We start from the raw sequence: 19,156 nt of genomic DNA on the forward strand, positions 1-19,156 counted from the left end.
ACAGCATGTCGATCACGCACTCCGACGTCCTGTACACCGCCGTCGCCACCGCCGAGAACGGTCGCGACGGCCGGGTCGCCACCGACGACGGTCAGCTCGACGTCGTCGTCAACCCGCCCAAGGCCATGGGCGGCTCCGGCGCCGGCACCAACCCCGAGCAGCTCTTCGCCGCCGGCTACAGCGCCTGCTTCCAGGGCGCGCTCGGCGTCGTGGCCCGCAACGAGAACGCCGACATCTCCGGCTCGACGGTCACCGCCGAGGTCGGCATCGGCAAGAACGACGAGGGCTTCGGCATCATCGTCAAGATCTCGGCGACCATCCCGAACGTGGACGCCGAGACCGCCAAGGGCCTGATCGAGAAGGCCCACCAGGTCTGCCCGTACTCCAAGGCGACCCGCGGCAACATCACGGTCGAGCTGGCCGTCTGAGTTAGACGTCGCGGGCTTCGGCCCGCAGACTGAAGAGGGGCCGTACCCTGACCGACCAGGGTGCGGTCCTTCGCCGTACCGGCCCTTCGCCGTACCGGCCGTGCCACCACTAGGGTGATCGCCATGCGTGATTTCGGGGTGGGCTTCGGTTATCTGCTGCGCGGCCAGAAGTGGGTCGCCGGCCACGGACGCTGGTTCGGTTTCGGGCTGCTGCCCGGTCTCGTCACCTTCGTCCTCTACACGGGCGCGCTCGTCGGCCTCTTCTACGGCGCCGACGACCTGACGTCCTGGGCGACGCCCTTCGCCGACGACTGGGGCTCGCCCTGGCAGGGCCTGCTCCGCGGCACCCTGACCTTCCTGGTCTTCGCGCTCGGACTGTTCCTCGCCGTGATCACCTTCACCGCCGTCACCCTCCTCATCGGGCAGCCCTTCTACGAATCGCTCTCCGAGGCCGTCGACCGCAGCGAGAGCGGCGAGGCCCCCGAGTCCGGGCTGCCGCTCTGGCGCGAACTCTGGATCTCCGCCCGCGACAGCATCCGGGTCCTGCTGCGCGTCGCGTTCTACGGCATCCTGCTCTTCGCGGCCGGCTTCATCCCCGTCGTCGGCCAGACCGTGGTCCCCGCGATCGGCTTCGCCGTCTCCGGCTTCTTCCTCACCGAGGAGCTCACGGCGGTCGCGCTCCAGCGCCGCCGCGTCGAGTTCAAGCAGCGACTCACCCTGCTGCGCGGCCGCCGCATGGCCGCCCTCGGCTTCGGCGTCCCGCTCACCCTCGCCTTCCTCGTCCCCTTCGTCGCCGTCCTGCTGATGCCGGGCGCGGTCGCCGGCGCCACCCTGATGGCCCGCGAGCTGAACGGCGAGACGGCGGAGCCGGACGAGGACGCCCCCACGCACGCGCACACCGCCGAGCACGAGCACGGCGGCGCGGGCCAGGGCCCGGCGCGGGGCCCGGGTCCGGCCGCGCCGGCCGGACACCTCACTCCCGCCGCCCCGAAGCCGTACCGCCCGGCGTGACCAGACCGGTCTCGTAGGCGGCGATCACCGCCTGCGCGCGGTCGCGCAGCCCCAGCTTGCCCAGGACACGGGCGACGTGCGTCTTCACCGTGGCCTCGCTCAGGACGAAGTGGGCGGCGAGCTCGGCGTTGCTGTGCCCACGGGCCAGTGCCTCCAGGACCTGCCGCTCGCGCGGCGTCAGCACCGACAGGTCCGGGTGCGGGGGAGTGGCGGGCCCGCCCGGAGCGGCGGGCGCCGCGAACCGCTCGACCAGCCGGCGGGTGATCGCCGGCGCGAGCAGCGCGTCGCCCTCGCGCACGAGCCGCACCGCCGCCGCCAGGTGCTCCGGCGTGACGTCCTTCAGGAGGAAGCCGCTCGCTCCCGCGCGCAGCGCGGCGTACACGTACTCGTCGAGGTCGTAGGTGGTCAGGATGATCACCCGGGGGTACGGCTCCGAGGCGTCGGCGGTGCGCTCCCCGAGCAGCCGGCGGGTGGCCTCCAGACCGTCCACGCGCGGCATCCGGACGTCCATCAGGACCACGTCGGGCCGGGTGCGGCGGACCGCGGCCACGGCCTCCTCGCCGTCCGCGGCCTCGGCGACGACGTCGATGCCGTCGGCGGTCAGGATCATCCGGAATCCCGTGCGCACCAGCGCCTGGTCGTCGACGATCACCACCCGGGGTGCCTCGGTCATGCGTCCTCCCGCCCGATTCCCGGCGCCGGTCCGCCGCCGGCCCGCGCGGGCGGCCCGGCCGACGGGATCACCGCACGGACCTCGTAGCCACCGCCCGGGCGCCGGCCCGCGTGCAGCGTACCGCCGTAGACCGCGAGCCGTTCCCGCAGTCCGATCAGGCCGCGGCCGCCGCCCGGGGCCGCACCGGCGCGCGGCCGGCCGCCCGAGTCCACGACCTCCACGCGCAGCTCCTCGGGCGCGTGCTCCACGGTCACCGCGACCCGCGCGCCCTCCGCGTGCCGGACCGCGTTCGTCAGCGCCTCCTGCACCACCCGGTAGACCGCGAGCCCCACCCCCGCCGGAGTCCCCGCCCCCGCGTCGCCCCGCACCGTCAGCTCCACCGGCGTGCCGGTGGCGCGCACCCGCTCCACCAGGTCCGCGAGCCGTTCCGGACCGGGCTGCGGCGCCAGGTCCGGATCGGCCAGGTCCGAGGGGCCCGGGACGGCCGGGCCCGCGCCCGGCGGATCGTCGGTCATGGTGAGCAGACCCATCACGTGCCGCAGTTCGGACATCGCGGCCCGCCCGGCCGTCTCCACCGCCAGCATCGCCTCCCGCGCCTGCTCGGGCGCCGTGTCGAGGACCTTGCGCGCCGCGCCGGCCTGGATCGTCATCATGCTCACGTTGTGGGTGACGACGTCGTGCAGCTCCCGGGCGATCCGGGCCCGCTCGCCCGCCACCGCCCGCCGCAGCGCCTCCTCCCGCTCCTCGCGCAGGGCCCGGGCCCGCCGTCGCCAGACGTCCACGACCCGCGCGGCGAGCGCCAGCGGGACCAGCACGAGCAGCGGCACGAGCCCCTGGTCCACGTCGGCCACCAGACCGCACACCGGGTACAGCACGACCCCGGCGAGCAGCAGGGCCACGGCGGCCTTCCGGTGCGGGCTGTACACGGCCGCGGCGTACCCGGCGGCGAGCCCGGACGCGAACATGACCGTCGTCGCGTCCGGAGCCGGCTCGCCCCAGCGGTGCACCGCCAGCGTCGCCGCCGTCACCACCCCGTACACGGCGAGCGGGCAGCGGCGCCGCAGCACCAGGGGCAGCGCGGTCAGCAGCACCAGCAGCCATTCCCACGCCTCGGCGGGCGGGAGGATGTGCTCGACCGCGGCCACCGGGTTCGTCACCGAGCCGACACCGGGCGGATCCGGCAGCGCGGGCGGGGCCGGCGGCCGGACGGGAGCCGGGTGCGGCATCCCGTCGGCGAGGACCTTCACGTACGAACGGTTGAGGTTGCCCACGACCGTGCCGACGGCCAGGCCCGCGGCGAGCAGGCCGTCCGCGACCCAGGACCGGCGAGCCTCCACCACTGCCTTCATCCAGCGCATCGGCCCAGTCTGCCAAGGCCCCGGCGGGCTCCGGATCGGCCGCCGGGCGCAGACGCACGGGCCCCCGGGTGTACATCGCGCGGATGACGCGGCCCGGGATCCGCCGCGCACGGTACGGATCTTCGCCGCCCGGGCCGACGCGCTCCCGCCGGGCCCGGACCTAGCGTTCCCGGCGTTCCCGACGATTCCCACCGGCACCGGAGAAGCGCATGACCGCCGAGACAGACCACCCCGGCCGGCCCGGCCGCCCCGACGGCCCCGTCCAGGCCCTGATCGAGCTGAGAGGAGTCGGCAAGACGTACGAGGCCGGGCGCACCGGCACCCGTCGCCGTGATGGCGCCGCCGGACCGCGCCCCGGCGGCGACGGCGGCACCGCCGGGGCCGTGCTCGACGACCTGACGCTCCTGGTGGCGCCCGGAGAGGCGCTCGCCGTCCTCGGCCCGTCGGGCAGCGGGAAGTCGACGCTGCTCAACCTGGTCGCCGGACTCGACCGGCCGAGCACCGGCACCGTGACCGTCGCCGGACAGCGCGTCGACACGATGAGCGAGGCGGCCGCCGCCCGCTACCGGCGCGCGCACATCGGCATGGTCTTCCAGTTCTTCCACCTCCTGGACGACCTGACCGTGCGCGACAACGTGCTGCTGCCCGCCCAGCTGGCCGGCGTGCCGCGGGCCGAGGCCGCGGACCGCGCGGCGGAACTCCTCTCGTACCTCGGCGTCGACCGGCACGCCGACGCCCACCCGGGCCGGCTGTCCGGCGGCGAGCGCCAGCGGGTCGCCGTCGCCCGGGCGTTGATGAACCGGCCGCCGCTGCTGCTCGCCGACGAGCCGACCGGCGCCCTGGACTCGGCCTCCGGCGCCGACGTCCGCGCCCTCCTGCGCGAACTGCACGCGGACGGGCAGACGATCGTCCTGGTCACCCACGACCTGGCGCTCGCCGAGTCCTGCGCGACCCGGACGATCGAGCTCGTGGACGGGCGGATCGCCCGGGACGCGCGGGCGGTGACCCGGTGAACGGGGCGCTCGGCAAGGTCGTCCGCGCGGGCGTGGGACGGCGCAAGGCACAGACCGCCGTCATGGTGCTCACCACGCTGCTCTCGGTGGCGGCCGCGGTGCTCGCCCTCGGCCTCCTGGTCGTCTCCCAGGCACCCTTCGACCGGGCCTTCGCCCGGCAGAACGGCGCCCATCTGACCGCCCGCTTCGACGGCGCGACGGTGACACCGCAGCAGGCGGCGGTCACCGCCCGCGCGACGGGCGTCACCGCCGCGGCGGGCCCCTTCCCGGTCGTGTCCGTCCGCCTCCACCCGACGGACGGCGCGCCGACGCCGCCCGGATTCGAACCCCCGCCGCTGACCGTGGCCGGGCGTGCGGCACCCGAAGCGCCGGTCGACCGGGTCGAACTCGTGGACGGCCGCTGGGCGGCCGGGCCCGGCGAGATCGTCCTCGCCTCGGGCTCCCTGCCGCTCGGCATCAGGACCGGGAGCGTCCTCGCGGCCGGCCGGGGAGCCGGCGCGGAGCGCCTCACCGTGGTCGGCGTCGCCGATTCCGTCGGCGACAGCGCCCAGGCGTGGGTGACTCCCGCCCAGGTGACCGCGCTCGCGGCGCAGGATCCGGCCTCGGGCGCGCGGGACGGCCGGGCCGGCGAGCGGTCGGGGCACGGCGCCGGCGCCCGGGCGAAGAAGCCCGACCTGCAGATGCTGTACCGGCTCGGGGACGCCCCGGACGCCGTCGCCGTCGAGGCGGGGCGGGCGGCGGTCGCCGCCGTCGTCGCGCCGCACGCGCCGTCCGGCGGGCAGTCGTACCTCGACGTGCGGCAGGCGGCGACGGAGGACACGGCGGCGTTCATCCCGTTCGTCACCGCCTTCGCCGTCCTCGGACTCGCGCTGTCCGTCCTCGTGATCGGGATCGTGGTCAGCGGTGCCGTGGGCGCGGCGACCCGCCGGATCGGCATCCTGAAGGCCCTCGGCCTCACGCCCGCCCAGGTCGGCCGGGCCTACGTCGCCCAGGCCCTGATCCCGGCCGCGGTGGGCTCCGCGCTCGGCGTCGCCCTCGGCAACGCGCTGGCCGTGCCGCTCATGGCGCGGGTCGCGGAGGCGTACGGCACCGCCTCGGTGACCGTCCCGGTGTGGGTGGACCTCGCGGTGCCGGCCGGTGCCCTGCTGGTGGTGGCCGCCGCCGCGCTCGCCCCCGCCCTGCGCGCCGCCCGGCTGCGGGCCGCCGACGCCGTCCGCCAGGGCACGGCGGGAGGCACCGGCAGGGCCGCCGGTGGCGCGACGACCCGACGGGTGGCCGCCCTCCTGGGCCGGCTGCGGCTGCCGCCCGCCGTGGTCCTCGGCCTCACGAGCCCGCTCGCCCGCCCGGCCCGCGCGGCCGCGACGGGCGCGGGCGTGGCCTTCGGGACCCTCGCGGTGACCCTCGCCGTCGGGCTCGGCGGCACGCTGGGCGCGGTCCAGGCCGAGGGCTCCCCCGACCGCGGCGGCGACGTGACCGTACGCACGGTCGGCCCGACCGCCGGCCCGGAGGCGGCACCGCCGAAGCCCGCCGACCCCGCGGCGGTGGCGGAGGTGCTCCGCTCGGTGGCGGGCACCGGCGCCTTCTACCGGAGGACGACGACCACGGTGGGCGCGGCCGGACTCACCGGCGGCACGCCGCTCGTCGTGTACACGGGAGACACCTCCGTCGCCCCGCACACCATGGTCGCGGGCCGCTGGTTCGGCGGACCCGGCGAGGCGGTCGCCGCCACCCGGTTCCTGCGGGCCGCCGGTCTGGGCGTCGGCGACACCGTGACGCTCTCCGAACAGGGCCGGACGGTGCGGCTGAGGATCGTCGGGGAGATCTTCGACCTCGGCGGCAAGGGCATGACCCTGCGGACCGACGCGGCGTCCGTGACGGCCCTCGGGGCCCGCTACCTGCCGAGCGCCTTCTCCGTCGTCCTCGCGCCGGGCACCGACGAGGAGGACTACCTCGCCCGCCTGAACACCCGCCTGGCACCCCTCGGTGCGACGGCCGAGCCCACCGACACCGGCCACTCCTCCACGATCCTGGCCATGCGCGCCCTGATCGTGATGCTCACCGTCCTCACCGTCACCGTCGCCGCCCTCGGCGTCCTGAACACCGTGGTGCTCGACACCCGGGACCGCGTCCGCGACCTCGGCGTCCTCAAGTCCCTCGGCATGACCCCGGGGCAGACGGTGACCCAGGTCCTCACCTCGGTCGCGACGGTCGGCCTGCTCGCGGGCGCGGTGGGCGTGCCGCTCGGCACGGTGCTGCACCGCGCGGTGATGCCGGCGATGGGCCGGGCCGTCGGTACGACGATCCCGCCGGCGCACCTGGACGTGTACGGCGCACCTGTGCTCGCGGCGCTCGCCCTCGCCGGAGTGCTCATCGCGACGGCGGGCGCCCTGCTCCCGGCCGGCTGGGCGGCCCGCACGGACACGGCGCGCGCCCTGCGCACGGAGTGACGTGGGGTGGGACCGGCGGTGGTCGCCGGCAGAGTCGGGGGTGACGCCTGGTCAGGCAGGCCGTGCCGGGCGGAAGTCGGCGGACGCGCGCCTCACAGGGCCACGGCGATCCCGTCCACATCCCCGGGGACCGGAGAGCGCCTCCACGGTCGCGGCATCCCGGAGCGGTGCGACGCCCCGATGCGGGGGGGGGGGGGGGCACCGGCCCGCCCGTTCAGTCCAGGACCGGGTGCAGCTCCGGGCGGGCCTCCCACCACGTCCGGTGGAAGGCGTTGGTGGGCACGTTGTCCAGGTACGCGAGCCCCGCCGCCCGGTACAGGTGCGCGGCCCGCCGCCCGGAGACGGCGGCCCGGTTCCACGCGAGCCGGATGCGGCCGGTGAGCGGGTCGCCGGCCAGCGGGCGCAGCACGGTGCCCTCGGCGGGCGGCGCCGTCGGCTGGCTCACCGAGATCGCCCGGCCCGCCGCGATCAGGTCGTAGTGCATCTTCCGGTCGGCGATCCGGTAGCGCAGCGTCGGGGTGAAGCCGGCCTTCCGGCAGGCGCCGACCAGCGCCTCCGGGCCGCCGTCGTCGTCCTCCACCATGGTCATCCAGGTCTCGCCCGCGAGCTCCGCGAGGTCGATCCGCTCGCGCCCGGCCAGCGGGTGCGCCGCCGACATGCGGACGCAGAACGGTTCCTTCGGTACGAGGGTGCGGGCCGCCACGCCCTCGGGCAGCGGGACCTCGTGGTCGCCGACCTCCCCGTACACGATCGCGTCGTACTGTCCGGCACCGAGCATCCGGCTGAGCGTGGTCACCGAGTGCTCGATGCCGATCTCGACGTCCAGACCCGCGAGTTCCTCCTCGAGGCGACCGATCAGCCGGTCCATCAGGACCAGCAGGATGCAGCCGAGCCGCAGCGTCGGGTGGGGTGCGGCGGCGCGGGCGCCGGCCGCCAGGGCGTCCATCTCGCCGAGCACGCGGCGGGCCCTGGACAGCACGAACTCGCCCAGCGGCGTGGGATCGACGCCGTGCCTGCCGCGGACGAACAGCTCCCCGCCCGCGGCCCGCTCGATGCGCCGCAGCTGCGCGGAGAGGGCCGGCTGGGACACGCCGAGGCGGGCCGCCGCACGGCCCAGACTGCCCGCTTCCGCAATCCGGCAGACGGCTTCGAGATGTCTCAACTCCAGCTGCATTTCAGCAGGGTAAGCAGCGCGTCGGGGCGGAGGGCCGGGTTCGGCATAACGCGGGTCTTATGCCGGGTGGGATGTCCCCGACTTGCCATGTCCACGCACATACTCGGCGCGTCCCACCGTCTCCCCCCACCCGAACGGAGCAGACGTGCACCCCACCAGACTCACCGCGGCCCTGGCGGCGCTCGCGCTGACGGCGAGCCTCGCCGGCACCCTCGCGGGCACCGCTGCCGCGGCCACCGACGGACCGTCCCAGCCCGTACCGCCCGGGCACGGCAGGTCCCTCGCGCTCGCCGCCGCCGACAAGGCCGCCGACAGCGGACTCGACGGGCTGCGCCACGGCACCGACGAGGAACTCGTCCGCACCGCCGTCACCCCGTGGACCGGCGGCCTCTACTACGCCGCCTACGAGCGCACCTACAAGGGCCTCCCGGTCACCGGCGGCGACGCCGTCGTCCTCTCCGACAGCGCCGGCAAGGTCCGTCACGTCGCCGCCGCGCCCGCCCCGGCCATCAGGCTGTCCACCGAGGCCGCCGTCGGCGAGGCCGCCGCCCTCGCCACCGCCCGCGCGCAGCTCGCGGACGTCGAGAGCGCGAGCACGCCCGAACTGACCGTGCTGCTCAAGGGGAACAAGCCCGTCCTCACCTGGCACACCCTGGTCGTCGGCCGCACCGCCCAGGACCTGCCGAGCTCCCTCGACACCTACGTCGACGCCCGCACCGGCAAGGTCACCCAGGTCACCGACAAGGTCAGGCACGCCGAGGGCCGCGGCTACCACAACGGCAACGTCACCATCGACACCGCCGCGAGCTCGATGACCGACCCCAACCGCTCCGGCTTCCGGTGCGGCGGCCAGAACGGCAGCGCCTACACCGGCACGCCGCCCTGGGGCAACGGCACCGCCAACGACCTCGTGACCGCCTGCGTCGACATCATGTACGCGGCCCAGCGCGAGTCCGACATGCTCAAGCAGTGGTTCGGCTACAACGGCATCAACGGCCAGGGCGGCATGGTCCCGGCCCGCGCCGGCCTCGGCGAGGTCAACGCGTACTACGACGGCACCAAGACCACGTACGGCCGCAACCAGAACGGCACCAACCAGCTCACCGGCATCGACGTCGTCGCCCACGAGTACGGTCACGAGATCTTCGACCGGACCCCGGGCAGCGCCGGCTCGTCCAACGAGAACGGCGGCATGAACGAGTCCACCGGCGACATATTCGGCGCGCTCACCGAGCACTTCGCCGCCAACCCCAACGACACCCCGGACTACACGGTCGGCGAGAAGCTGAACTTCCTGGGCGACAACAAGCCGATCCGCTACATGTACAACCCCTCGCTCGCCGGCGACCCCAACTGCTACCCGCAGCTGAACTCCGGCACCGAGGTGCACGCGGCGGCCGGCCCGCAGAACCACTGGTTCTACCTGCTGGCCGAGGGCTCCAACCCGGGCGGCGGCAAGCCGTCGAGCCCGATCTGTTCCGGCGGCCCGTCCTCCGTGACCGGCATCGGCGTGCAGAAGGCCGGCAAGATCTTCATGGGCGCGCTGCTGATGAAGACCTCCTCCTGGAACCACCTCGCCGCCCGCAAGGCGACCCTGGCCACCGCCAAGAACACCTACGGCAGCGCCGAGTGCAACGCCGTGAAGACGGCCTGGAACGCGATCGGCGTCCCCGCCCAGTCCGGTGAGACCGACTGCGGCGGCACCACCACGCCGGACTTCTCGCTCGCCCTGAACCCGGCCTCGGGCTCCGTCCAGGCGGGCTCCTCGGTCACCTCCACGGTGAACACGACCACCACCGGCGGCAGCGCGCAGACCGTGCAGCTCTCCGCGAGCGGCGCGCCGAGCGGCGTCACCGTCTCCTTCAGCCCCTCCTCGGTGACCTCGGGCGGCTCCTCGACGATGACCGTCCAGGTCGCGGCCGGCACCGCGAACGGCACCTACCCGATCACCGTCACCGGCAAGGGCTCCGCCACCCACACCGTCACCTACCAGCTGACGGTCGGCACGGACACCCCGCCGCCCACCGGCTGCGCGAACACGGAGTACACCTACGAGGGTTCGCTGAGCAGCGGCCAGGCCGAGGCCCAGCCGGACGGCTCGTACTACTACTCGGCGACCTCCGGCACCCACGTGGGCTGCCTGCGCGGTCCGGCCGGCACCGACTTCGACCTCTACCTGCAGAAGTGGAACGGCTCCGGCTGGGCGGACGTGGCGGTCGGCGGCACGGCGAGCGCCGACGAGGACATCACCTACAACGGCACCGCGGGCTACTACCGCTACGTGGTGCACGCCTACAGCGGCTCCGGCGCCTACACGCTGGGTCTGAGCGCCCCGTAGGGGACGTCCTGACCGCCTCGTAGGGGAGTTCTGAGCGCCCCGTGACAGGGGCGGGGGGAGAGCCGTCACGGGCAGGGGGTTCCGTGACGGCTCGGCCCTCCTCGGGCCTCAGCCGACGTCGGCGAGGACGAAGCCCGGCTTGTCCGGGCCCGCGTCCGCGATTCGCCCGCCGTCCGGGCCCCAGGCGCCGGCCATGCCGCCGGCCACACCGTCCTCGTTGGGCCCGATGGCGTTGCCCAGGACGACGTACAGGCCGAAGTCGCGGGCCCGCACCGGATAGACCGCCGTGAACGAGTCGTTGTCGGCGCCGAGCACCGAACTGGCCAGGTAGACCGAGCACTTGTCGGCGGCGGCCCGCTCGGCGAGGTCCGGGAAGCGGTTGTCGTAACAGGTGGCGAGCGCGAACCGGACCCCGTCGAGCTCGAAGCGCCCGTCGGTGGTGCCCGGCGCGAAGGCCTCGGCCTCCACCCCGTACAGATGCCTCTTGTCGTAGCGGGCGAGCAGCGAGCCGTCCGGGCCGATCACGAAGGACGTGATCCCGGGGCGGCCGGCGGGCCGGTGGCCGGGGCCGTTGACCACGACCGCGGTGCCCGCCTCGCGGCACGCCTGCCGCAGCGGCTCCAGGCGCGGGTCGTCCTCGGTGAGCACCAGCTCGGGAGTGCGGCGGATCAGGCTCGGCTCGTAGCCGGTGAGGCAGAGCTCGGCGAAGACCACGAGCCGGGCCCCTTCGGCCCCGGCGGCGCGGACCAGACCGGTGATGACACGGACGTTGGCGGCGACGTCCCCGGCGACCGGGGCGAACTGCGAGGCGGCGACGATCATGGCCGCCATCATCCCGTGTCTCCTGGTAAGGATCAATACCGCGTAGTGGGTGTTAGCTCCTGTGCGGTCTCGTGCAGCAGCCCCAGGAACGCCGTCGCCGCCACCGTCGGCACCGGCGGGGTCGCGGCGCAGATCCTGCGGTACGGCACGTCGTCCGGGTGGATCGTCACCAGCGTCACGTCCGGCCGCACGGACGCCGCCGCGAGCGCCGGTACGAGCGTGACGCCGAGCCCGGCCGCGACCGCGCCCAGCTTGGCGATCCAGTCGTGCGCGATCAGCCCGGTGCGCGGGCGCAGTCCGGCCGTGACGGCCGGCCGGAACAGCGTGTCCTCCAGCCGCTCGTTGCCGACGATCCACTCCTCGTCGGCCAGCTCGGCGAGCCGCACGTCGCGCCGTCCCGCGTACGGATGCCCGCGTTCGAGGGCCACCAGCATCGGCTCGTCCAGGAGGTGATGGAGCGTCACGCCCTCCGGAGCGGGGCCGTCGGCGGCCGGGCTGACCACGGCCAGGTCCTCCTCGCCGGCCGAGACGAGCCCCAGGTGCTTCACCGACGGGCCCTCGACCCTGGTCACCACGACGCCCGGATGGCGCACCCGGAAGGCGGCCTGCGTGCGCGGGACGAGCGCCGCGCCCGCGCTGGAGAAGGCACCGAGCCGCAGCAGCCCGCCGTCCAGGGTGCGCAGCGCCGCCAGCTCGGCCCGGGCGCGGGCGAGCCGGTCCCGCACCGCCTCCGCGTGCGGCAGCAGCACCCGTCCCGCCTCGCTGAGCCGCACACCGCGCGGCAGCCGCTCGAACAGCGCCGCGCCGGTCTCCTCCTCCAGGGCCTGGATCTGCCGGGACACCGCGGACTGGGTGTAGCCGAGGGCACGGGCGGCGGCGGTGAAGGAACCCGCGCGGGCGACGGCGAGGAAGACCTCGTACAGGCTCTGCGAGCCATGCGGAGTGGGCATGGCAGCCATGCTAGACATTCGCTTGTCGCATGGAAGGGTCGCGCTTTAGCGTCGAGGGCATGCAGAACGAGAACGCGAACGAGAAGCAGCGACCCGAGGGCGAGCAGGGCGAGCCCGAGCACGAGCGGCACGGGCGCCAGACCCTGCCCAAGATCGCCTTCCTCGGCCTCGGCAACATGGGCCTGCCCATGGCCCGCCGCCTCCTCGACGCCGGCCACCCGCTCACCGTCTGGAACCGCACGCCCGGCAAGGCCGACGCGCTCGTCGCCGACGGCGCCGTGCGCGCCGCCGACCCGGCCGAGGCCGTCGCCGACGCCGACGTCGTCATCACCATGCTGGCCGACCCGGCCGCCGCGCTCGCCGTCGCCGACACCATGATCCCGGCGCTGCGCCCCGGCACCCAGTGGATCGACACCTCCACCATCGGCCCGGACACCGTGGCCGAGCTCGCCGCCCGGCTGCCCGAGGGCGTCACCCTGGTCGACGCGCCCGTCATGGGCAGCGTCGACCGGGCCGCCACCGGCGAGCTGCTCATCTTCGCGGGCGGCGACACCGCCCCGGTCGCGGGCGTCCTCGACCGGCTCGGCACCGTCACGCCGTGCGGCGGCCCCGGCACCGGCGCCGCCCTGAAGCTCGTCCTCATCAACGCCGTCATCGGCGGGGTCGCGCTGATCGGTGAGGCCCTGACCCTCGCGGACTCCCTCGGCCTGCCCCGCGACCTGGCCCTGCGCACCCTCGGAGCGGGCCCGCTGGCCGGTGCCGTCGGCCGCGCCACGGCGACCGGCGTCCACTTCCCGGTCGCGCTCGCCGCCAAGGACGTGGCCCTGGCGACCGGCGCCACCGCGGCGAAGCTGCCGGTCCTGGAGGCCGTGCACGCCGCCCTGACCGCCGACCCGTCCCTCGCGGGCGAGGACCTGGCGGCGATCGTACGCCGGACCGCCTAGGAGCCGGGGCCGCAGGAAACAGAGGCGCACGGAACCGAGGCGCACGCAGCAGAGGCGCACGCGGCGGGCGCGCGGCGGCGCCGAACGAGTGGACTCGCCGGGGCGCGGACCGGGCGGTGAGCGGTCCGCGCCCGACCCGGTGCTGATGTGGCCGTCCGAGGTCGAGTCCGACTACGAGTGCGAGCCCGGGGCGGCAACCGGTCCGGGCCCGTGACCTGGAAGAGGCGCCCCCCACCATGCGACGTACCCCGCACCGGCTGCTCGCCGCGACGCTGCTCGCCGCCGCCGTCCTCGCTCCGCTGGCGACGGTCCCCCTCACGCCCGTCCACGCCGCACCCGCCCCGCGCGCGGGCACGGGCCCGCACCACGGCGACGACTGCCCGCCCGGCGGCCTCGGCCCGCAGCTGACCGCCCGGCTCGACAAGACCGTCGAGGACGTCCGCAAGCAGGCCGGCATCCCCGGCCTCGTCGTCGGCGTGTGGATGCCCGGCAAGGGCTGCTACGTCCGGGCGACCGGCGTCGCCGACAAGGCCACCGGCCGGCCGATGTTCACCGACACCTACGTCCGGATCGGCAGCGAGACGAAGACCTTCACGGTCACCGCGCTGCTCCAGCTCGTCGACGACGGCAAGGTGAAGCTGGACGACCCGATCGACACGTACGTCCGCGGCGTCCCGAACGGCGACAGGATCACGCTGCGCCACCTCGCCGAGATGCGCAGCGGGCTGTTCCCGTACACCTCCGACCCCGACTTCATCCACGACCTCCTGAGCGAGCCGAAGCGCGCCTTCAACCCGTGGGAGGTGCTCTCCTACGGCTACCGGCACGCCAACACCTTCGAGCCCGGCGCGACGTTCGAGTACTGCAACTCCAACCTGGTCCTGCTCGGCCTGGTGGTCGAGAAGGTGACCGGCCGGCGGCTCGCCGACGTCATCCACGACCGCGTGGTCCGGCCGGGCGGCCTGCGCCACAGCTTCCTGCCGAAGGGCGCCGAGTTCCCCGAGCCGCACGCGCGCGGCTACAGCGACCAGACGCTCACCGGGGCCGTCGCGGACACCACGGACTGGAACCCCAGCTGGGCCTGGGCGGCCGGCGGGATGATCTCGAACCTCGAGGACCTGCGCCGCTGGGCCCCGGTCCTCGCCACCGGAAAGCTGCTGAGCCCCGAGACGCAGGCCCAGCGGCTCAAGACGCTCCCCACCGGCTTCCCCGGCACCGGCTACGGCCTCGGCATCCTGAACACCAACGGCTGGATCGGGCACAACGGCTCCCTGCCGGGCTACGAGACCGTGACCGTCTACCTGCCCTCGCAGAAGGCGACGCTGGTCCTCATCCTCAACACGGACTCCCTCGTCGACGGCCAGGAGCCCTCGACCCTCGTCGCCCGCGCGGTCACGTCGGTGATCACCCCGAAGAACGTCTACGCGGGCGGGATCACCCCGCGCTAGGGGGTGTCTCGTACCCCGCCGCCACGGCGACGATCGCCCGCACCTGGGCGATGATGTCGAGCCTGTTCCGTACGAACTCGGCATCGGTGACCGCGCCCGTCGCCGGGTCGGTGTTCCCCGCGCCGAACTGGAGCACCGGCGTGTGCACGTGCCCGCCGGGCAGCCGCGTCAGACCGAGGCGGTCGCGCAGCAGCGTGGCGCGGTAGGCGATCTCGTTGGAGAGGTAGTTCCCGCCGCCGCCCGCCCGGGCGACGGAGCCGGCGGTCGGCCCGCCGGGCCGCACCACGGGGGTGCCCGACCCGGCCGGAAGCTCGGTCACCGAGGTGTTGTCGTACACGGGGAAGCGCCCGGTCGGCGCCGCCGTGATCGCCGTGTACGGCAGGGTCGTCGACGTCCACTGGGGCTGCGTCGCCGGATCGGCCACCGGCACCGTCTCCGTACGGGACAGGTTCTCGTTGTCCGGGAAGCCGCCGCGCCAGGCCCCGTTGGTCCGCTCGATGTCGAAGCGGCCCGGCCGGCCCTGGCTCACCGTGGTGAACAGGTCCACCTCCGGCAGGTGCGGGCGCAGGGTCCGTTCGACCGAGCCGTCCGCGAAGTCCTGCCAGCGCACCGGGAAGACGGCCGTCTCGACCTGGGCGAGGGAGCCGTCGGCGGTGCGCAGCCAGGTGCCGTCGAGGGCGAGCGCGGTGGCCCCGGAGGGGTTGCTGATCCGGGTGTCCCGGTCGAGCGTGAACGGGTCGAAGCCGGTCAGCAGGATGCGCTTCACGCCCTTCCCGGACGGGTAGCGGATCGCGTCCTGGCCGCGTGAGGAGCGCTCCAGCCGGTCGAGTAGCCGAGCCCGGCCCTCTTCGGTCATCCCGAAGGTCGGCTGCCAGGCGCGCAGTTCGCGGGTGAGTGCCAGGCGGGTCCAGTACAGCGGACGGTCGTCGTCCCGGCTCAGGTCGCCGCCGGCCGGCCCTCGGCCCTGAGCCCGGTCCACCGCCCGCCGCCAGAGCCCGGTTCCGTACCGTGCGACCGTCCGCTCGGCCTCGGCGAAGGAGCCGGCCTTCGCGAGGGAGGCGGTGAACTCCGGTGCCAGGGAGGCGAATCCGCTGCGCCGCAGGATCTCCTGGGGTGCGGCCCGGTCGAGCCGGGCCTCTTCGACGGTGACGGCGGGGGAGGGAGCGTCCGCGCCGACGGCCGGGGCGGCGGGCGCCACGGCGGCCAGGGTCAGGGCGAGGGTGAGGGCGGTGCGTATCGGGGGCACGGGGGTCCTTCCGTACGACGGTGACGGGCCGGGTGTCCGTCCCGGTGACAGGCCGCCGGAAGTATCCCGCCCCACCCGCAACTCCCGCTACGGCGCCCTCACATGCCCTTCCTTCAGGAGCGCGAGGAAGTCCCGGAACGATGCCGGCATGTCCACCGCGCCCGGGTCGAGCAGCCACTGGAACTGCAGGCCGTCCATCACGGCCGTGAGCAGCGGCGCGACCCGCTCCGGGCTGAGGCCGCCGGGCAGTTCGTCGCCGAACTCGGCGCGCAGCACGTCCGCCATGTTCTCCCGCACCTGCGTGTAGCGCTCGGTGAAGAAGGTCCGGGCCGGGTGGTCCTCGGTGACGCTCTCGCCGAGCAGGGCGGAGAAGGTCTGCACGATGCCCGGGCGCATCGCGTTGTACTCGACCAGCGACTCCATGAGGTCGAGCCGCCAGCGCTCGCGGTCCCGGGCGCCGCTGGTGTCCCAGCGGTCGCGCTCCTCCAGGACGGCGACGAGCAGTGCCTCCTTGGTGGGGAAGTAGTGCAGGAGGCCCTGCTGGGTCAGCCCGACCCGCTCGGCGACGGCGCCGAGGGACGCGCCCCGGTAGCCGCGCTCGGCGATCACCTCGAGGGCGGCGCGGACGATCTCCGCCTTGCGCTCCTCGCTCCTGGACCGAGCCATGGCCTCGCCCTTTCCGTCGTGACGTGTCTGCGTACGCCGCTGTCGACAGGACCGTACGCCATTCCGTGGATAACGAAATGCTAACGTAACCTACCGATCTACAGGTAGGCGGGTCACCATGGCCGCACAAGGCTCATCACGAGGAGGTACGGCCATGGCGGAGACGACCGCTGACACCGCGGACACCGTGCGCGAGGCAGCCGTCGAGGCGGCCCTGGGCAAGCTCGACCTGGACGCCAAGACGCGGCTGCTCGCCGGCCAGGACATGTGGTCGCTGCCCGCCCTGCCCGAGATCGGCCTGGCCTCGCTGGTCATGTCCGACGGCCCCATCGGCGTCCGCGGCGTCCGCTGGACCGCCGACGACCCGTCGATCGCCCTGCCGTCCCCGACCGCGCTCGCCGCCTCCTGGGACCCGGACCTCGCCCGCCGGGCCGGCCGGCTGCTGGCCCAGGAGGCCCGCCGCAAGGGCGTCCACGTCCTCCTCGCGCCCACCGTCAACCTCCACCGCACCCCGCTCGGCGGCCGCCACTTCGAGGCGTACAGCGAGGACCCCTACCTCACCGGCGCCATCGGCACCGGCTACGTCCAGGGCGTCCAGGACGGCGGCGTCGGCACCACCGTCAAGCACTTCGTCGGCAACGACGCCGAGACCGACCGCTTCACCGTCGACAACCGGATCGCGCCGCGCCCGCTGCGCGAGCTCTACCTGGCCCCCTTCGAGGCCATCGTCAGGAACGCCCGCCCCTGGGGCATCATGACCGCCTACAACCAGGTCAACGGCACGACCATGACCGAGCACCGGTACCTCGTGAACGAGGTGCTGCGCGGCGAGTGGGGCTTCGACGGCTACAACGTCTCCGACTGGATGGCCGCCCGCTCCACCAAGGGCGACATCGACGGCGGCCTCGACGTCGCCATGCCCGGCCCGCAGACCGTCTACGGCGAGGCGCTCGCCGCCGCCGTACGGGCCGGCGAGGTCGACGAGTCCGCCGTCGACACCGCCGTGCGCAACGTGCTCCGGCTCGCCGCCCGCGTCGGCGCGCTCGACGGCGCCCCGGCCGTCGTCACCGAGGTTCCCGAGGCCGTCGACGGAAACGCCCTCGCCCGCGAGACGGCCCGCCGCGGCTTCGTCCTCGTACGGAACGAGGGCCGGGCCCTTCCGCTCGCCGCAGGTACCACCGTCGCCCTGTCCGGCGCCGCCGCCCGCGACGCCCGGGTCCTCGGCGGCGGCTCCGCCCAGGTCTTCCCCGACCACGTCGTCTCCCCGCTCGACGGCCTCACCGCCGCCCTCCCCGACGGGGCGCTCTCGTACGCGGTCGGTGCCGACCCCAGCGACGAACTCGCCCCCGCCGACCGCGGTTTCACCCTCCGCGCGGTCTGCCGCGACGCCGCCGGGAACGTCCTCGGCGAGGGCAGCCTGCCCAACGGCCAGGTCCAGTGGATCGGCGACGACCTCCCGGCCGGCGTCACCCACGAGAACCTCGCCTCCATCGAGGTCGTCGGCACCTTCACCCCGCGCGAGAGCGGCGAGCACTCCTTCGGCACCCGCGGCCTCGGCGCGTACACCCTCACGGTCGCCGGGCGCACCCTCTTCGCCGGCGTGCAGGCCATGGGCCCCGAGACCGACCCCTTCGAGGCCTTCTTCGGCTCGCCGGTCGAGCGCGGCAAGGTCGCCCTCACGGCCGGCGAGACCGTCGAGGTGTCCCTGCTGCACACCCTGGACAAGGAGTTCGCGGCCCCGCTCCCGGCCGTCATGTTCTCCTTCGTCCACCTCGGGCCGCGCCGCGACCCCGACGAACTGATCGCCGAAGCCGTCGCCGCCGCCCGCGCCGCCGACACCGCCGTCGTGGTCGTCGCCACCACCGAGCGCGTCGAGTCCGAGGGCTTCGACCGCAAGGACCTCGCCCTGCCCGGCCGCCAGGACGACCTGGTCCGCGCCGTCGCCGCCGCCAACCCGAACACCGTGGTCGTCGTCAACGCCGGCTCCCCGGTCGAGATGCCCTGGCGCGAGGACGTCGCCGCGGTCCTGATCGGCTGGTTCCCCGGGCAGGAGGGCGGCGCCGCGCTCGCCGACGTCCTCACCGGCGCCGAGGAGCCCGGCGGGCGCCTGCCCACCACCTGGCCCGTCGCCCTCGCCGACGCCCCGGTCACCGAGGTCACCCCGGTCGACGGCGCACTCCACTACGCCGAGGGCCTGTTCATCGGCTACCGCGCCTGGGACAGGGCCGGCGCCGTCCCCGCGTACCCCTTCGGCCACGGCCTCGGCTACACCACCTGGACCTACGAGTCCCTCGTCGTCACCCCGGAGTCCGCGACCGTCCGCCTCACCAACACCGGCGGGCGCACCGGCCGCGAGGTCGTCCAGATCTACCTCGCGCCCACCGAGGACCGGGCCGAGCGCCCGGCCCGCTGGCTGGCGGGCTTCGCGAGCGTCGAGGCCGGCGCCGGCGAGACCGTCGAGATCACCATCGAACTGCCGCGCCGCGCCTTCGAGATCTGGGACGAGCAGCGCAACGGCTGGACCGTCGTCCCCGGGGCATACGAGGTCCTGGCCGCCCACTCCCTGGCGGACGCCCGCCTGACCGCGGCGCTGGAGATCTGACGGCGCCCGCCGCCAAGAGCCGCCCCGGAGCGGAAC

The 19,156-nt window shown here is 74.8% G+C and carries 15 protein-coding genes; 8 read left to right on the plus strand and 7 right to left on the minus strand.

Going from position 1 to position 19,156, the window contains the following annotated elements:
- The first annotated feature begins 5 nt into the window (after positions 1 to 5).
- The gene (locus tag ACFVGS_RS10770) at positions 6 to 428 is read left to right on the plus strand and encodes an organic hydroperoxide resistance protein (RefSeq protein WP_384417448.1); all 423 of its coding nucleotides are present in this window, start codon (positions 6 to 8) and stop codon (positions 426 to 428) included.
- A 123-nt stretch (positions 429 to 551) separates the two neighbouring features.
- On the plus strand, positions 552 to 1,439 hold the full coding sequence (locus tag ACFVGS_RS10775; RefSeq protein WP_385692227.1) for an EI24 domain-containing protein: 888 nt from the start codon (positions 552 to 554) through the stop codon (positions 1,437 to 1,439).
- On the opposite strand, the gene ACFVGS_RS10780 is transcribed toward ACFVGS_RS10775, so the two are convergent.
- Together ACFVGS_RS10780 and ACFVGS_RS10785 are read right to left on the minus strand one after the other, a co-directional pair.
- Positions 1,402 to 2,112 (minus strand): response regulator, encoded by a 711-nt coding sequence (locus ACFVGS_RS10780; protein ID WP_384417442.1) that lies wholly within the window; start codon positions 2,110 to 2,112, stop codon positions 1,402 to 1,404. The genes ACFVGS_RS10775 and ACFVGS_RS10780 overlap by 38 nt on opposite strands.
- Positions 2,109 to 3,470 (minus strand): sensor histidine kinase, encoded by a 1,362-nt coding sequence (locus ACFVGS_RS10785; protein WP_384417439.1) that lies wholly within the window; start codon positions 3,468 to 3,470, stop codon positions 2,109 to 2,111. Before ACFVGS_RS10785 ends, ACFVGS_RS10780 begins: the two co-directional genes overlap by 4 nt.
- Before the next feature lie 209 nt (positions 3,471 to 3,679).
- Between ACFVGS_RS10785 and ACFVGS_RS10790 the strand changes: the two genes are divergently transcribed.
- Positions 3,680 to 4,483, plus strand: a complete 804-nt coding sequence (locus ACFVGS_RS10790) for an ABC transporter ATP-binding protein (protein WP_385692229.1) — start codon at positions 3,680 to 3,682, stop codon at positions 4,481 to 4,483.
- Positions 4,480 to 6,930 carry an FtsX-like permease family protein gene (locus ACFVGS_RS10795; RefSeq protein WP_384417434.1) on the plus strand — a complete coding sequence of 817 codons (2,451 nt, stop codon included), beginning with the start codon at positions 4,480 to 4,482 and terminating at the stop codon, positions 6,928 to 6,930. Before ACFVGS_RS10790 ends, ACFVGS_RS10795 begins: the two co-directional genes overlap by 4 nt.
- A gap of 214 nt (positions 6,931 to 7,144) precedes the next feature.
- On the opposite strand, the gene ACFVGS_RS10800 is transcribed toward ACFVGS_RS10795, so the two are convergent.
- On the minus strand, positions 7,145 to 8,104 hold the full coding sequence (locus ACFVGS_RS10800) for a LysR substrate-binding domain-containing protein (protein ID WP_384417431.1): 960 nt from the start codon (positions 8,102 to 8,104) through the stop codon (positions 7,145 to 7,147).
- Positions 8,105 to 8,249: 145 nt separating this feature from the next.
- Here ACFVGS_RS10800 and ACFVGS_RS10805 point away from each other — a divergent pair, with 145 nt between their 5' ends.
- The gene (locus tag ACFVGS_RS10805) at positions 8,250 to 10,442 is read left to right on the plus strand and encodes a M4 family metallopeptidase (RefSeq protein ID WP_385692232.1); all 2,193 of its coding nucleotides are present in this window, start codon (positions 8,250 to 8,252) and stop codon (positions 10,440 to 10,442) included.
- A 108-nt stretch (positions 10,443 to 10,550) separates the two neighbouring features.
- Here ACFVGS_RS10805 and ACFVGS_RS10810 read toward each other — a convergent pair whose 3' ends face one another.
- Together ACFVGS_RS10810 and ACFVGS_RS10815 are read right to left on the minus strand one after the other, a co-directional pair.
- The gene (locus tag ACFVGS_RS10810) at positions 10,551 to 11,264 is read right to left on the minus strand and encodes a carbon-nitrogen hydrolase family protein (RefSeq protein ID WP_385692234.1); all 714 of its coding nucleotides are present in this window, start codon (positions 11,262 to 11,264) and stop codon (positions 10,551 to 10,553) included.
- A 32-nt stretch (positions 11,265 to 11,296) separates the two neighbouring features.
- Positions 11,297 to 12,214, minus strand: a complete 918-nt coding sequence (locus ACFVGS_RS10815; protein ID WP_385692236.1) for a LysR family transcriptional regulator — start codon at positions 12,212 to 12,214, stop codon at positions 11,297 to 11,299.
- Positions 12,215 to 12,273: 59 nt separating this feature from the next.
- On the opposite strand from ACFVGS_RS10815, the gene ACFVGS_RS10820 reads away from it, so the two are divergent.
- Together ACFVGS_RS10820 and ACFVGS_RS10825 are read left to right on the plus strand one after the other, a co-directional pair.
- Positions 12,274 to 13,158 carry an NAD(P)-dependent oxidoreductase gene (locus ACFVGS_RS10820; protein ID WP_385692238.1) on the plus strand — a complete coding sequence of 295 codons (885 nt, stop codon included), beginning with the start codon at positions 12,274 to 12,276 and terminating at the stop codon, positions 13,156 to 13,158.
- Between the two features lie 236 nt (positions 13,159 to 13,394).
- Positions 13,395 to 14,606 (plus strand): serine hydrolase domain-containing protein, encoded by a 1,212-nt coding sequence (locus ACFVGS_RS10825; protein WP_384417416.1) that lies wholly within the window; start codon positions 13,395 to 13,397, stop codon positions 14,604 to 14,606.
- Here the strand turns inward: ACFVGS_RS10825 and ACFVGS_RS10830 are convergent.
- Both ACFVGS_RS10830 and ACFVGS_RS10835 read right to left on the minus strand, forming a co-directional pair.
- On the minus strand, positions 14,593 to 15,852 hold the full coding sequence (locus tag ACFVGS_RS10830) for a pyroglutamyl peptidase (RefSeq protein WP_385692240.1): 1,260 nt from the start codon (positions 15,850 to 15,852) through the stop codon (positions 14,593 to 14,595). The genes ACFVGS_RS10825 and ACFVGS_RS10830 overlap by 14 nt on opposite strands.
- Positions 15,853 to 15,939: 87 nt before the next feature.
- The gene (locus ACFVGS_RS10835; RefSeq protein WP_384417410.1) at positions 15,940 to 16,518 is read right to left on the minus strand and encodes a TetR/AcrR family transcriptional regulator; all 579 of its coding nucleotides are present in this window, start codon (positions 16,516 to 16,518) and stop codon (positions 15,940 to 15,942) included.
- A 154-nt stretch (positions 16,519 to 16,672) separates the two neighbouring features.
- On the opposite strand from ACFVGS_RS10835, the gene ACFVGS_RS10840 reads away from it, so the two are divergent.
- A complete protein-coding gene (locus ACFVGS_RS10840) occupies positions 16,673 to 19,120 on the plus strand; it encodes a beta-glucosidase (RefSeq protein ID WP_385692242.1) in 2,448 nt (815 codons plus the stop codon).
- Positions 19,121 to 19,156 lie beyond the last annotated feature (36 nt).

This window comes from Streptomyces sp. NPDC127114, assembly GCF_042677525.1.
GTDB lineage: Bacteria > Actinomycetota > Actinomycetes > Streptomycetales > Streptomycetaceae > Streptomyces.